General features: G+C 71.9%; 14 protein-coding genes. 7 read left to right on the forward strand and 7 right to left on the reverse strand.

The genetic code is table 11. The features are described from left to right. Positions 1-27 precede the first annotated feature (27 nt). Complete coding sequence (locus tag Vse01_RS17335) at positions 28-678, reverse strand: DedA family protein (protein ID WP_093405331.1); 651 nt, start codon at positions 676-678, stop codon at positions 28-30. A 77-nt stretch (positions 679-755) separates the two neighbouring features. Continuing rightward, a complete protein-coding gene (locus Vse01_RS17340; protein ID WP_093405332.1) occupies positions 756-1,346 on the reverse strand; it encodes a DUF1349 domain-containing protein in 591 nt (196 codons plus the stop codon). Positions 1,347-1,404: 58 nt separating this feature from the next. On the opposite strand from Vse01_RS17340, the gene Vse01_RS17345 reads away from it, so the two are divergent. Continuing rightward, positions 1,405-3,057, forward strand: a complete 1,653-nt coding sequence (locus Vse01_RS17345; RefSeq protein WP_093405335.1) for an alpha-amylase family protein — start codon at positions 1,405-1,407, stop codon at positions 3,055-3,057. A gap of 140 nt (positions 3,058-3,197) precedes the next feature. Next, entirely contained in the window at positions 3,198-3,956 is a 759-nt protein-coding gene (fabG, locus tag Vse01_RS17350; protein WP_093405336.1) for a 3-oxoacyl-ACP reductase FabG, read from the forward strand. 38 nt (positions 3,957-3,994) lie between these two features. Here the strand turns inward: fabG and Vse01_RS17355 are convergent, their stop codons facing one another. Further along, on the reverse strand, positions 3,995-4,423 hold the full coding sequence (locus Vse01_RS17355; protein ID WP_093405339.1) for a hypothetical protein: 429 nt from the start codon (positions 4,421-4,423) through the stop codon (positions 3,995-3,997). Next, positions 4,416-4,814 (reverse strand): hypothetical protein, encoded by a 399-nt coding sequence (locus tag Vse01_RS17360; RefSeq protein WP_093405343.1) that lies wholly within the window; start codon positions 4,812-4,814, stop codon positions 4,416-4,418. The genes Vse01_RS17355 and Vse01_RS17360 overlap by 8 nt, the downstream gene beginning before the upstream one ends. A gap of 259 nt (positions 4,815-5,073) precedes the next feature. Here Vse01_RS17360 and Vse01_RS17365 point away from each other — a divergent pair, with 259 nt between their 5' ends. Together Vse01_RS17365 and erm are read left to right on the forward strand one after the other, a co-directional pair. Then, positions 5,074-5,976 carry a Gfo/Idh/MocA family protein gene (locus tag Vse01_RS17365; protein ID WP_093405345.1) on the forward strand — a complete coding sequence of 301 codons (903 nt, stop codon included), beginning with the start codon at positions 5,074-5,076 and terminating at the stop codon, positions 5,974-5,976. A gap of 327 nt (positions 5,977-6,303) precedes the next feature. Next, positions 6,304-7,101 carry an ErmE/ErmH/ErmO/ErmR family 23S rRNA (adenine(2058)-N(6))-methyltransferase gene (gene erm / locus Vse01_RS17370; RefSeq protein ID WP_093405348.1) on the forward strand — a complete coding sequence of 266 codons (798 nt, stop codon included), beginning with the start codon at positions 6,304-6,306 and terminating at the stop codon, positions 7,099-7,101. 4 nt (positions 7,102-7,105) lie between these two features. Here the strand turns inward: erm and Vse01_RS17375 are convergent, their stop codons facing one another. Next, entirely contained in the window at positions 7,106-7,297 is a 192-nt protein-coding gene (locus Vse01_RS17375) for a DUF2795 domain-containing protein (RefSeq protein ID WP_093405351.1), read from the reverse strand. Positions 7,298-7,383: 86 nt separating this feature from the next. Between Vse01_RS17375 and Vse01_RS17380 the strand changes: the two genes are divergently transcribed. Beyond that, the gene (locus Vse01_RS17380) at positions 7,384-8,640 is read left to right on the forward strand and encodes an erythromycin esterase family protein (protein WP_093405354.1); all 1,257 of its coding nucleotides are present in this window, start codon (positions 7,384-7,386) and stop codon (positions 8,638-8,640) included. 59 nt (positions 8,641-8,699) lie between these two features. On the opposite strand, the gene Vse01_RS17385 is transcribed toward Vse01_RS17380, so the two are convergent. Next, positions 8,700-10,952 carry an MMPL family transporter gene (locus tag Vse01_RS17385; protein WP_093405356.1) on the reverse strand — a complete coding sequence of 751 codons (2,253 nt, stop codon included), beginning with the start codon at positions 10,950-10,952 and terminating at the stop codon, positions 8,700-8,702. Between the two features lie 36 nt (positions 10,953-10,988). After that, the gene (locus Vse01_RS17390) at positions 10,989-11,540 is read right to left on the reverse strand and encodes a TetR/AcrR family transcriptional regulator (RefSeq protein WP_093405359.1); all 552 of its coding nucleotides are present in this window, start codon (positions 11,538-11,540) and stop codon (positions 10,989-10,991) included. Positions 11,541-11,666: 126 nt separating this feature from the next. Here Vse01_RS17390 and Vse01_RS17395 point away from each other — a divergent pair, with 126 nt between their 5' ends. Both Vse01_RS17395 and Vse01_RS17400 read left to right on the forward strand, forming a co-directional pair. Further along, on the forward strand, positions 11,667-12,437 hold the full coding sequence (locus tag Vse01_RS17395; RefSeq protein WP_093405524.1) for an isocitrate lyase/PEP mutase family protein: 771 nt from the start codon (positions 11,667-11,669) through the stop codon (positions 12,435-12,437). 127 nt (positions 12,438-12,564) lie between these two features. Then, on the forward strand, positions 12,565-13,527 hold the full coding sequence (locus tag Vse01_RS17400) for a DNA polymerase domain-containing protein (RefSeq protein ID WP_093405361.1): 963 nt from the start codon (positions 12,565-12,567) through the stop codon (positions 13,525-13,527). Positions 13,528-13,576: the final 49 nt, after the last annotated feature.

The following is a 13,576-nucleotide window of genomic DNA, read 5'->3' on the forward strand; positions in this document are numbered from 1 at the left end:
GGCTCGATGCAGGGGTGGGTGGGGTGGTCAGGGGGTGTGGGTGGGGGTGCGGCGGCGGAGTTTCTTGATCACCCAGGTGGCGACCATGAGGATGATCAAGGCGAGGATCCCGTAGTCGAACCAGGAGCTGTAGCGGTCGATCTGCTGCCAGCGGGAGCCGAGCGCGTAGCCGAGACCGATGAAGATCCCGTTCCAGATACCACTGCCCAGCGTGGTGAGCGTGACGAACTCGACAAGCGGCATCCGGTTCGCCCCGGCCGGCACCGACACCAGGCTGCGCACCACCGGCGCCATCCGGCCGAAGAACACCGCCCAGCGGCCGTACCGCTCGAACCACCGGTCGGCCTTCTCCAGGTCGTGCATGTCGACCAGAGGTAACCGGTCGAGCCACCGCTTGAGGCGGTCCTCGCCGACGACCGCGCCGACCCAGTAGAGGAACAACGCGCCGAGCACTGAGCCGACGGTGGCCGCGACGGTCACCACGACCACGTTGAACCGACCCTCGCCGGCCAGGTACCCGGCCATCGCCAGGACGATCTCGCTCGGAATGGGCGGGATGATGCTCTCCAGCGCCACCAGCAGGGCCACCCCCGCCGCCCCGCCCGCCTCGATCACGCCGGCGATCCAGCCGGTCAGCCCGCCGACCTGAGCGGGGTCGACGTCCTGGGCGAGCGCCATGATGATGCCTTTCGCGGTGCGGGCGTAAAGCGGACGTTTACCCACCGGAACCGCCCCGCACACCGGGCCCGGACAGGTCACTCCTGCGGGTGCAGCGCCTCGTCGGCCGGGCCGTGGCGCCATCCGGTGAACCGCACGACCAGCCCGCCCCGGCTGGGCGAGCAGCAGTACGGACCGGCCGTCGCCACCGCGTCGGGAGCCAACGGGGCGAGTCGGACCAGTCGCCACGGCTCACCGGCGACCCGGGCGCGTACGGTCAGCGCGTCACCGGCGCGGCTGACGCGTACGCTCACCTCCCGGCCCGCCCAGTCCGGGACCGGTGCCACGGACCAGTCCGAGACGTCGCGGGTCACCACCGCGCCGACCTGGGGCTGGCCGTCGCTGACCTCCACGCCGGCCTTGACCCAGTTCCGGTCGTCCACCCGGACCAGCACGCCGGCCTGGTCGAACTGCCCGGTCCAGGCCAGCGGGAAGTCGACCTCCACGGCGGTGCCGGCCGGGAACGGCGCGAGCAGGGCCGGGGCATCGTCGTGCACGAAGCCGTAACTGGTGTGTCGCCACAGGTCGCTGCCCTGGCCCGGTTCGACGCTCAGCGTGCCGTCCGGTTCCTCGGTCACCCGGACCGGTCGGCCGTGCCAGTCGCCGCCCGACCATTCGATGCTCCGCATCCCGGCACCGTACCGAGTCGGGTTTGCCGACGTCCCGACTGGGAGAAGGTACCGGGGCATGTCTGACAGGTGGTATTCGGAGGCGGTCGTCTACTGCCTCGACATCGACACGTACGCGGACTCCGACGGTGACGGGGTCGGTGACATCCGGGGTCTGATCGGCCGGCTGGACTACCTCGCCCGGCTCGGGGTGACCTGCCTCTGGCTGCACCCCATCCATCCGTCGCCCAACGACGACGACGGCTACGACGTGACCGACTTCTACAACGTCGACCCACGGTTCGGCACCCTTGGCGACTTCGCCGAGCTGCTGCACCAGGCCAGCAACCGGGGGATCCGGGTGATCATCGACCTGGTGGTGAACCACACCTCCGACCAGCACCCGTGGTTCCAGTCCGCACGCTCCTCGCCGGACTCGCCGTACCGCGACTGGTACGTCTGGTCGGAGCAGGAGCCGACCGACCGGTACCAGGGCATGGTCTTCCCCGGCGAACAGCATGAGACCTGGACCCACGACCGGACCGCGAAGGCCTGGTACTACCACCGCTTCTACAAGTTCCAGCCGGACCTCAACACCAGGAACCCGGCGGTACGCGCCGAGATCAAGAAGATCATGTCGTTCTGGATCCAACTCGGCGTCGCCGGATTCCGGATGGACGCGGTGCCGTTCATCATCGAACGCACCGAGCCCGGAGACCCGAACCCGGAACTGGACTTCGAATTCCTCACCGAGCTGCGCCAGCACGTGCAGTGGCGGCGCGGCGACGCGGTCCTGCTGGCCGAGGCGAACGTCGAGCCCGACCACCTTCCCGCATTCTTCGGTGACAGCGGCGGCTCGGCGAACCGGGTCCACATGCTCTTCGACTTCATGCTCAACGGCCGGCTGATGCTGGCTCTGGCCCGGCAGGACCCGGAACCGGTGATCGAGGCGCTGCGGGACACCCCGGCGCTGCCCGAGGGTGGGCAGTGGGCGACGTTCCTGCGCAACCACGACGAGATCGACCTGTCCCGGCTCACCGCCGAACAGCGCAACGAGGTGTACGCGCAGTTCGGCCCCGAGGAACACATGCGCATCTACGACCGGGGCATCCGTCGGCGGTTGGCACCGATGCTCGGCAACGACCGCCGGCGCATCGAGTTGGCGTACTCCCTGCAGTTCGCCCTGCGCGGCACGCCGGTGCTGCGCTACGGCGAGGAAATCGGCATGGGAGAGGATCTGTCGCTGGACGGGCGGGAAGCGATCCGTACCCCGATGCAGTGGTCGAACCAGCCCAACGCCGGCTTCTCCACAGCGGAGCCGGAGAAGCTCGTCCGCCCGGTCATCGACAAGGGTGAGTTCGGGTACGACAAGGTCAACGTCACCCTCCAGCGACGGGATCGCACCTCGCTGCTGGCCTGGTTCGAGCGGATGATCCGTACGCTGCGGGAGGCACCGGAGATCGGCTCCGGCTCCACCACGCACATCGACGTGCCGATGCCGCCGGGGGTGCTGGCGCACCGGGCCGACGGGCCGACGGGGACGATGGTCTTCCTGCACAACCTCGGCACCACCGACGCCGAGGTGGATCTCAGCCAGCTTCAGCCCGAGGCGGACCTGCCCATCGACGTGCTCGCCGACCGAAACTACGACGACGTCGGCAAGCTCGACAAACTGCAACTTTCCGGGTACGGCTACCGCTGGATCCGGCTCTGTCGATCCTGGTCGCACTGAGCGGCAGGCCGGGCCGACCCGTCGGGGGTTGGTGACCTCCGGGCCGGCGTGCCCGGTCCGGAGGTCGGGATCGACGGGGGTCAAGCCACCCCGGCGTGGGTTAGGCTCCTGCCGTCGAGCCAAGTTACCGGGAGGTAGGCATGTCGGAGGGGCAGCGGGTCGCGATCGTGACCGGGGCGGCACGGGGAATCGGCGCGGCCACCGCCAGGCGGTTGGCCGCCGACGGGCTGGCCGTGGCGGTGGTCGACATCGAGGAGTCGGCGACCAAGGAGACCGTGGACGCGATCGTGGCGGCCGGCGGCCGGGCACTCGGCGTCGGTGCGGACGTGGCGGACCGGGCCCAGGTGGAGGCCGCCGTGGAACGGGTGGCCGCCGAGCTGGGCCCGCCGACCGTACTTGTCAACAACGCCGGCGTGCTCCGCGACAACCTGCTGTTCAAGATGACCGACGCCGACTGGGACACCGTCCTCGGCGTACACCTGCGCGGGGCGTTCCTGTTCAGCCAGGCCACGCAGAAGCACATGGTCGAGGCGCGCTGGGGCCGCATCGTCAACCTCTCCAGCACGTCCGCGTTGGGCAACCGGGGCCAGGCCAACTACTCGGCGGCCAAGGCCGGCCTGCAGGGCTTCACCAAGACCCTCGCCATCGAGCTGGGCCCGTTCGGGGTGACCGCCAACGCGGTCGCGCCCGGATTCATCGTCACCGACATGACCGCGGCCACCGCCGCCCGGATGAAGGTGGACTTCGAGGCGATGCAGAAGCACGCCGAGGCGGAGATCCCGGTCCGCCGGGTGGGCCGGCCCGACGACGTGGCGCACACCATCTCGTTCCTGACCAGCGAGGGAGCGTCCTTCGTGTCCGGCCAGGTCATCTACGTCGCCGGCGGACCCCGGGACTGAACGGCCTCGTCAACCGGCCCCTTTCTGGACACCGGGTGTCAGGAAGGGGCCGGTGCCGTCCGGCTGCGGGTGTGCCGGAGCCAGACGAGGCCGAGGATCGGCAGCACCAGGGGAATGTAGCCGTAGCCGCTGCCGAAGCCGGACCAGACCGTCTCGTCGGGGAAGAGGTCCGGGCGGGCCAGACTGAAGGCGCCGACCCCGACGACGCCGACCAGTTCCAGCGCGCAGCAGGCCAGGGCGATCCGACGGCCCGCGTGACCGGCCCGCGCCAGACCAGCCGCGGCCACGATGTAGACCACCGCGGCGAGCGCGGAGAGCAGGTACGCCAGCGGCGCCTCGTCGAACCTGGTGACGATCTGGAGGGTGGCGCGGCTGCTGGCAGCGATGGCGAAGAGCAGGTACACCGCGATCAACAACCGGCCCGGGCCGGAGTTGGTGCGGGGCCGGGCGGGGCTCAGTTCAGCCACCGAGCACCTGCCAGGTCTGTTGGAGCCGGACCACCACCACCGGCGTCACCAGGCACACCGCGCACACGATCGCCGACCCCCAGCGGGTCGGTTCCATCCGGGCCAGCACCGCCGCCAGCGGCGGCAGGCAGACCAGCGTGACGAGGTAGCCGAAGAACGAGCCGGGTTCGCCCGGTCGCTCGCCGCCGGCCAGCGCCACGGCGGTCACCAGCACCAGCCCGAGCAGCAGCAACTCCAGCACGGCCAGCCCGATCAACTGCATCCGGTCCGGCGGCCGGTGGCGCAACGCGGCCACCAGCGCCCAGACGGCGACCAGCAGCGACAGCACGATGGCGGCGACGGCCAACGCCCCGTCGGCCGGAGATCCGGTGGTGGTCGCGGCGGTGGTCACCTGGGTCGTCCGGTGCTCGTTCCGATCACCGGGCCACTCTACTAACCCCCGTAGTAAGAGCGCCCGCCGAGAGGGCCGGCCAGACACCCGCCGTCCTGGGCGGCCGGCCGAGCACCCACCGTCGCCTGCCCGGCCGGGCAGCGTCGCGCCGGTCGCGCCGTGGCACGGCGGGGACGCCGGGCACGGGGGACCGCGGGGGACTAGCGTGATCAGTGTCGCGGGTCAGCTGTGGCCAGGCGAATACAGCGGAGGTACAGGGATGCGGTTCGGGTTGTTCGGCACCGGGCACTGGGCGGCGGAGACGCACGCGGCGGCACTCGAGGCGCACCCGAGGGCGGAACTGGTAGGCGTGTGGGGGCGTAACCCCGACAAGGCCGCTGCGCTGGCCACCCGCTACGGGGTACCGGCCTTCGAGGAGGTCGACTCGCTGATCGAGGCGTGCGACGCGGTGGCCGTCGCGCTGCCGCCCGACGTCCAGGCGGACATCGCCGTCCGGGCCGCCAGCGCCGGTCGGCACCTGCTGCTGGACAAGCCGCTCGCGTTGAGCGTCGCCGACGCCGACCGCGTGGTCGAGGCGGCCACCGGGACGGGTGTGGCGTCTGTGGTCTTCTTCACCGGCCGATACCAACCGGACGTCGCCGGCTTCATCGCCGCGACCGCCGCAGCCGGAGGCTGGCACACCGCAAACGTGATCCGGTTCGCCTCGATCTTCCAGCCCGGCAGCCCGTACGGGCAGTCGCCGTGGCGTCGGGAGCACGGCGCGCTGTGGGACATCGGCCCACACGCGTTGGCCGTCCTGTTGCCGGTGCTCGGCCGGGTGACCCGGGTGGCCGCCACCGACGGTCCCGGTGGCCTGGTGCACCTGCTGCTCAGCCATGCCGACGGTGCCACCAGCACGGTCTCGTTGACCCTTGACGCACCACCCCGCTCGGTCGCCGCGGAGTTCGTCTTCTACGGCGAGAGCGGCATCGAGCTGCTCCCCAACGGTGGCGCGAGTTCGGCGACGGCGTTCGGGGTGGCGATCGATCAGTTGCTGGCCGAGGTCGACGCCGGCACCCGTGACCATCGCTGCGACGTGCGTTTCGGCCGCGAGGTGGTGGCGGTCCTCGCCGCCGCCGAGACCGCCCGTGCGCAGGGCACCGTGATCGACGTGCCGGCCTGAGCGCGGGCCGGAAATCGGTCGCCACCGGCCGGGAGGGTCGGTAGGGTCGCCGACATGTGCGTGCACGCCCTGATCAACGCGGTCGCCACGTCGGCCGCGTTCGGGCCGCTGCTGGTGGCCCGCCCGCGCGTCCGGCGTCCGGCCCTGGCCGGCGCGACCCGCGACTGACGCCTCTCCCGCGTACGTCTCCGGCACCGCCTTGCATCGCGGTGCCGTTCTCCCGCGCCATCTCACCAGGGCCGTCCGAGTCCCGATCGCTCGGACAGGCCCCGTCGACGGTCGCCTGTCCGCTCTCGTCGCCACCCGGCGACAGACAAGGACGACGCCATGGCGCCCCGCCGTACCCGCACGACCGGACGCGACCGGTCCCGTCGCGTACTCTCCCAGAATTTCCTCGCCGACCCGGCCGCCGTCGCGCGGTTCGTCGACGCCGCCCGCCCCGACCCGCACGGTCTGGTGCTGGAGGTGGGTGCCGGGCGGGGGCAGCTGACCCGCCCGCTGGCCATGCGCTGCGGCCGACTGACGGCGTACGAGGTGGATCCCGTCGCCGGAACGGAACTGGCCCGGGTCTGCGCAACCCTGCCGAACGTCACCTGTCGCCAGGCGGACTTCCTCGCTGTCGCGGCACCCGTGGAGGAGTTCGCCGTGGTCGGCAACATCCCGTGGTCGCTGACCGCAGCCGTGGTGCGGTGGTGCCTGGCCGCCCCGATGCTGCGCACGGCCACCCTGCTCACCCAGCTGGAGTACGCCCGGCGGCGGGCCGGTGACTACGGCCGATGGAGCCGGCTGACGGTGCTGAGCTGGCCGGAGTTCGACTGGCGGTTCGCCGGACGGGTGCCGCGGACCGCGTTCCGCCCGGTGCCCCGGGTCGACGCGGGCATCCTGCGCATCGCGCGCCGGACGCAGCCGTTGCTGCCGCCGCGGGCGCTGCCGGCGTACCGGCGGATGGTCGAGCTGGGGTTCGGCGGGGTCGGCGGCTCGCTCGCGGCCTCGCTGGCCCGCGAGTATCCGCGGGCCCGGCTGGCGGCGGCGTTGCGCGCCAGCCGGCTCGACCTGGACCTCCCGGTCGGGCAGGTCTGGCCGGAGCAGTGGCTGGTGCTGTACCGCCTGCTGCACGCCCGCTGAGCCGTCAGGGCAACGTGCCCAGCGCCTCGGTCAACTCGGTGGGCGAGCTGAACTGGTCCACCGGGAGCGCACGTACAGCCTGCAACTGCTCGGTGCTCGCGCCGTTCTCCTGGCACCAGCGGATCAGGTCCTCGCGGGAGACGGGATAGTCCAGCCCGGCGAGGTATTCGTGCAGGGCGGCACCACTGTCGGTCATGCTGTCCGATCTACCCGCGCAGGTGCCCCGGCACACCCCCGGCGGGCCGCTGCGTTTGCCCGTCGGGGTGCCGGGTAGCCGCAGGCATGCTGGTACAGCGGCTCGGTGCGCCGAGCGACCTCGATCCGTTGCTGGAGCGTGTCCGGGACGCGCGGGTGGTGATGATCGGGGAGGCGACGCACGGCAGCTACGACTACTACCGCATCCGGGAGCAGTTGACCCGGCGGCTGGTCGCCGAGTGCGGCTTCTCCTTCGTGGCGGTGGAAGGTGACTGGCCGGACTGCGACCGGGTGCACCGTTCGGTGACCGGCGCCCCCGGCGGTGTGGCCGAGCCGCAGACCGCACTGGAGGGCTTCGAGCGGTGGCCGACGTGGATGTGGGCCAACGCCGAGGTGGCCCGCTTCTGCCGTTGGCTGCGCGCCTGGAACATGGAGCGGGCCGAGGCGGCCCGGGTCGGCTTCCACGGTCTCGACGTCTACAGCCTCTGGGAGTCGATGCAGGCGATCTTCGACTACCTCGGCGAGGAGGAGCCGGCGTCGTTGGAGGCCGCCCAGGACGCGTACCGCTGCTTCGAGCCGTACGGCAAGCGGGTCGAGGAGTATGGCGCGGCGAGCCGGTTCGTCTCCGCCCGGTGCGAGCAGGAGGTGATCCGGCTGCTGGCCCGTACCCGCGAACACGCCGCCACCGACGGGCCGGGTGCCTTCTCGGCCTGGCAGAACGCGGAGGTGGTGGCCGGCGCGGAGCGCTACTACCGGGAGATGGTGGCCGGTGGGCCCGGTTCGTGGAACGTCCGGGACATCCACATGACCGACACCCTGGACCGGTTGCTCGACCGCTACGGGCCGGGTGCCCGGGGCGTCGTGTGGGCGCACAACACGCACGTCGGTGACGCGCGGGCGACCGACATGGCTGCCGACGGGATGGTGAACATCGGCCAGTTGGCGCGGGAACGCCACGGCGCGGACCGGGTGGCGTTGATCGGCTTCGGCAGTTGGCGGGGCACGGTGATCGCCGCGCCGCGCTGGGGCTCGCCTTCGGAGGCGATGGTGGTGCCGCCGGCCCGACCCGGTTCGCTGGAGCACCGGTTGCACGAGTTGATGCCCGAGCGCGCGGTGCTGGTCTTCGGCGGTCCGGACCAGCCGGGCTGGGTCACCGACACGCTCGACCACCGGGCGATCGGGGTGGTGTACGACCCGTCGTTCGAGTCGTGGGGCAACTACGTGCCGACCCGGCTCGGGGAACGCTACGACGCCTTCATCTGGTGCGACGAGACCACTGCGCTGCATCCGTTGCCCGCGCTGGCCGCTCCGGGCGAGATGGAGACCTACCCGGCGGGTGTCTGAGCCGGTGCCGACCCGGCCCTCCACCGGACGTTCGGTGGAGGGCCGGGTCGCCGTGCTGGTCAGGCGCCGGCGCCGACCTTGTCGTCGAGCTCGGCGCGCAGCTTCTCGCCCTCGATGTCGACGTTCGGCAGCGCCCGGTCCAGCCAGCGGGGCAGCCACCAGGCAACCTTGCCGAGCAGTGACATCACCGCCGGGACGATGGTCATCCGGACCACGAAGGCGTCGATGGCCACGCCGATGGCGAGCGCGAAGCCCATCGACTTGATCACCGGGTCGTCGAGGAAGATGAAGCCGCCGAAGACCGAGGTCATGATCAGGGCGGCGGCGGTGACCACGCGTGCCCCGTGCCCCATCCCGTTGATGGTGGCCTGCTGGGCGGTGTCACCGTGGACGAAATCCTCCCGCATCCGGGAGACCAGGAACACCTCGTAGTCCATGGCCAGGCCGAACAGGATGCCGATCAGCAGGATCGGCAGGAAGCTGATCAGCGGGCCGGGAGTGTCCAGGCCGACCAGGTCGGCGAGGTGCCCCTGCTGGAAGACCGCGACCGTGATGCCGAAGGTGGCGGCGACGGTGAGCAGGAAACCCAGGGCCGCCTTAACCGGCACCAGCACCGAGCGGAACACCAGCATCAGCAGCAGGATCGACAGGCCGACCACCAGCGCCAGATAGATCGGCAACGCGTCGGAGAGTTTCTCCGAGATGTCGATGCCGATCGCCGTCACGCCGGTGAGCAGTACGTCGGCGCCCTGGATGCCGCCGACGGCGGTGCGGATGTCGTGCACCATCGTCTCGGTGGCCGGGTCGGTCGGGCCGGTCTGCGGGATCACCCCGAGCAGCGCGGTCCGGCCGTCCGGGCTGAGCTGCGGCGGGGCCACGGCGAGCACGTTGTCGGTGCGCTGGACCAGCGCGGTGACCTGCGGAACGGCTGCGGCTGTGGCGGCGGCGTCGTCGCCGGCGACAACCACTGCGAGACGGCCGGTGAAGCCCGGGCCGAAGCCCTCCGTGATCAGGTCGTTGGAGACCCTGGCGGCGGAGCCGACCGGAGCGGTACCGGCGTCAGGCAGCGCCAGGCGCATGTCCGGTGCGGGTAGCGCGAGCAGCCCCAGGCCGAGCAGGCCGACGAGGATCACCGGGATCCGGAGCCGAGTGACCAGTCGGGCCCAACGGAAGCCGAACGCCGAGGTGTCCTCGCTGGCGTTGGTGGCGGTCTCCGGTGCCGCGCGGTGGGTGGTCACGTCGCTGCGGCGGGCAGCGTCGTCCGGGAGGTCATCGGCGGTCAGGGCCACCGGCACCGACGAGCGCAACCGGCGGGGCAGCACCCGGCGTCCGGCGAAACCGAGCAGCGCCGGTTGCAGGGTGATCGCCACCAGCACCGCGACGGTGACCGTGCCGGCGGCGGCCAGACCCATCACGGTCAGGAACGGGATGTTCACCACCGCGAGACCGGCCAGGGCGATGACGACTGTGGCACCGGCGAAGGTCACCGCCGAGCCGGCGGTGCCGACCGCCCGGCCGATCGCCTCGTCCGCCGGCATGCCGTCGAGCAGGTTCTGTCGGTACCGCGAGGTGATGAAGAGCGAGTAGTCGATGCCGACGGCCAGGCCCAGCATCAACGCGAGGATGGGTGCGGTGCTGGTCAGTTCGACCACGCTGCTGAGTGCGAAGAGGCCGGCCATGCCGACGCCGACGCCGATCAGCGCGTTGAGCATTGTCATGCCCGCGGCCACCAGGGAGCCGAAGGTGACCACCAGGACCACGAGGGCCACCGCGACGCCGATCGCCTCGGTGGAGCCGACCTCGGGCTCGGTGTTGAGCACCTCACCGCCGGGTGCCACCTGCCAACCCTGGGCCTCGACCTGGGTACCGAGTTCCTCGTACGCCTCGCGCTGTTCATCGGTGATCTGGTCGGCGCCGTCGTTGAACTGCACCTGGATCAGCGCGTACTGGCCGTCGGGTGAGACCGAGCCGACCTGGAACGGGTCGATGGCGGCGAGCACACCCGGGACCGTCGTGGCCTCCTCGGTGATCGACCGGATCGCTGCCTGGCCCTCGGGGGTGCCGAGCTGCCCCGGGGCCGGTGCCTTGACCGCGATGGTGCCGGTGGCGCCGGCCGCCGCCGGGAACTGCTCGTCGAGCAGGTCGAGCGCGCGTTGCGACTCGGTTCCGGGCATGGTGAAGTTGCTGGCCGTCGGGCCGCGCAGGGTCGCTGCTGCCAGGCCGAGCCCGACGAGTACGACGAGCCAGATCGCGGCGACGAGTCGCCGCCGACGCATCGATCCCCGGCCTAGCCGGTAGAGCAGGGTCGCCATGAGGTCCTTTCCCTCGGTCGTGGATGGTGGGACGGGTCAGTGGACGGGCGGCTCAAGCGCCCGCCGCAGCAGGGCCAGCAGCGCGTCGCCCAGTTCCTGGTCGGGCACGTCGGCGAACTCGCCGCAGGTCTCGGCGATGCCGGCGAGCAGCACCAGCGCGGTGATCCGGGCGGAGGCTCGCGCGGACTGCCCGGCGAGCGCATCGATGAGTCGTTCGGAGATCTGCTGGATGTGGGCGAAGACGGGCTGTTGCAGCAGCTCCGGGAATTCGCCCCGGAGCAGGGCGATCTCGCTGCGGAACCGGACCGCGAGATCGACGAAGCCCTCGGCGGCGACCCGCTGGGCGGCGGCCGGCCCGGGCTGGGCGGAGATCCGGTCGTCGAGCGACCGCAGCACCTCGATCGCGGGCGCCATCAGCGCGGTGAGGATCGCCTCCTTGTTGGCGAAGTGGTACAGCACCGCCGCCTTGGAACAGCCCACCTCGGTGGCGATGTCCTGCAACGAGGTGCCTCGGTAGCCGGTGGCGGCGAAACGTCTCGCCGCGGCTGCCAGGATCTCGCCGTGGGTCTGCGGGGTGGTGCGGGCCATGACTCTCAGCATGCCTGACCGATCGGTCAGAGACTGACCGATCGGTCAGATCAGTGGCGTTCCCCACAGCCAGCGGTGCCGAATTGGCTCTCCGGATGGGCGTCGCGCCGGGCCGAGAATCAGATCGTGACCGACTCGACGGCGGCCCGGGCGGTCGCGCTTCGTGCCCTGCACCGTCCCGGCGACCCGCTGGTGCTCCCCAACGCCTGGGACGCCGGCTCGGCCCGGGCGGTCGTCGACGCCGGCTTTCCGGCGGTGGCCACCGGCAGCGCCGCCGTCGCCGAGTCGCTCGGGTACGCCGACGGCGAGCGCATCCCGCCGGGGGAGATGTTCGCGGCCGTGACCCGGATCGCCCGCACGGTCGCCGTGCCGGTCACCGCCGACCTGGAGCGGGGCTACGGTCTGCGCCCGGCTGAACTGGTCTCCCGGCTGCTCGACAGCGGGGCGGTCGGGCTCAACCTGGAAGACTCGGATCCGCGTACCGGCGTCCTGGTCGACGCCGAGGAACAGGCCGACCTGCTGGCCGGCGTGCGGGCGGCGGCGGACGACGCCGGGGTCGCGGTGGTCGTGAACGCCCGGGTGGACGTCTTCCTACGGCCCGGCGGTGCACCGGCCGAACGGCTCACCGAGGCGATCCGCCGGGCGCGCCGCTACCTGGCCGCCGGGGCGGACTGCGTCTACCCGATCCTGCTGGCCGACCGGACGCAACTGCCGGATTTCGTGCAGGCCGTGGCGGCACCGGTAAACGTACTGGCCCGACCCGCTGCGCCGGAGCAATCGGAACTGGCCGCCCTGGGAGTGGCCCGGATCAGCTACGGCTCCGGCCTGTACGCGGCGACCCGCGCCCACATCACCCGCCTGCTCGCCGCCGTCGCCGCCGGAGATCCCCTCGCCTGAGCGGTGGCTGGCCCGTAAGGCGGTCGCCCGCAGGTAGGCTCCGCTGACGCTGGCGAGCTGACGGCGTGGACGGATCCGGCGCGCCGTTCCGGTTGACCGCCGGGCGTCCGGCCGGGATGGTGATCGGATGAGCGGGGCTGACGAGAACCGGGACGGGGTCGCGCTGACCAACCTCGACCAGCAGTTGTTCGACGGGTCGGGAGAGCGCAAGCGTGACCTGGTCGACTATCTCGACGCGGTGGCGGACCGGCTCGTCCCGCAGTTGCGTGGCCGTCCGCTGTCGGTGGTCCGGGTGCGTCCGGGACAGCCGCCGTTCATGCAGAAGAACCTGCCCCGCTACACCCCGGACTGGGTGCGTCGGGTGTCGATCTGGGCCGAGGCGTCCCGCCGGGAGATCGCGTACGCGCTCTGCGACGACCGCCGTACCCTGCTCTGGTTCGCCAACCAGCGGGCCGTCGAGTACCACCCCACCCTGGCCGTGGCCGACGACCTGAGCCGTCCCACCCACCTGGTGCTGGACCTCGATCCGCCGGAGACCGGTGGGTTCGGGGCCGCGGTGGCGGCCGCGCTGCTGGTCCGGCAGGCGCTCGCCGACGCCGGACTGGCGGGTGCGGTGAAGACCAGCGGCGCCAAGGGGGTGCACGTCTTCGTCCCGGTCGAACCCGGTCCCGACGCCGAGGAATTGGCCGCGGCCACCCGGGCTCTCGCGGCTCGGGCGGAGCGCCTGGATCCGGCGCTGGCGACCACCGCGTTCATCCGCGAGGACCGGGGTGGCAAGGTCTTCGTCGATCCCACCCGCACCGGCGGCGCGACCGTCGTGTCGGTGTACAGCCCCCGGCTGCGTCCCGGCGTGCCGGTCTCCTTCCCGGTGCCCTGGCCGGACCTGGAGTCCGTCACCGCTGCGGACTTCACCGTCCGGACGGTCCCGGCGCTGGTGGCGCAGCGGGACCCGTGGAGCGAGTTGATGCCGGCACCCCAGCGGCTCCCCGGCGAGCTGATCGAGGAGGGCCGGGCCATCCCCGTGCCGAGGGTGCAGGCCATGCACGAGGGGCGCCGCCGGGCCCGTGCCCGACGCGCCGCCACCGACTGAGGACCGCGACAACGGGCCGCGCGGGGCCGGACCGTGGTGACGGTCCGGC

It is taken from the genome of Micromonospora sediminimaris, assembly GCF_016863575.1.
Lineage (GTDB): Bacteria > Actinomycetota > Actinomycetes > Mycobacteriales > Micromonosporaceae > Micromonospora > Micromonospora sediminimaris.

Coding starts and splice junctions, on each gene's coding strand:
- Vse01_RS17345 (WP_093405335.1), top strand. CDS start 1,405: ATGTCTGACAGGTGGTATTCGGAGGCGGTCGTCTACTGCCTCGACATC.
- fabG (WP_093405336.1), top strand. CDS start 3,198: ATGTCGGAGGGGCAGCGGGTCGCGATCGTGACCGGGGCGGCACGGGGA.
- Vse01_RS17385 (WP_093405356.1), bottom strand. CDS start 10,952: ATGGCGACCCTGCTCTACCGGCTAGGCCGGGGATCGATGCGTCGGCGG.
- Vse01_RS17380 (WP_093405354.1), top strand. CDS start 7,384: ATGCTGGTACAGCGGCTCGGTGCGCCGAGCGACCTCGATCCGTTGCTG.
- erm (WP_093405348.1), top strand. CDS start 6,304: ATGGCGCCCCGCCGTACCCGCACGACCGGACGCGACCGGTCCCGTCGC.
- Vse01_RS17340 (WP_093405332.1), bottom strand. CDS start 1,346: ATGCGGAGCATCGAATGGTCGGGCGGCGACTGGCACGGCCGACCGGTC.
- Vse01_RS17365 (WP_093405345.1), top strand. CDS start 5,074: ATGCGGTTCGGGTTGTTCGGCACCGGGCACTGGGCGGCGGAGACGCAC.
- Vse01_RS17375 (WP_093405351.1), bottom strand. CDS start 7,297: ATGACCGACAGTGGTGCCGCCCTGCACGAATACCTCGCCGGGCTGGAC.
- Vse01_RS17400 (WP_093405361.1), top strand. CDS start 12,565: ATGAGCGGGGCTGACGAGAACCGGGACGGGGTCGCGCTGACCAACCTC.
- Vse01_RS17335 (WP_093405331.1), bottom strand. CDS start 678: ATGGCGCTCGCCCAGGACGTCGACCCCGCTCAGGTCGGCGGGCTGACC.
- Vse01_RS17390 (WP_093405359.1), bottom strand. CDS start 11,540: ATGGCCCGCACCACCCCGCAGACCCACGGCGAGATCCTGGCAGCCGCG.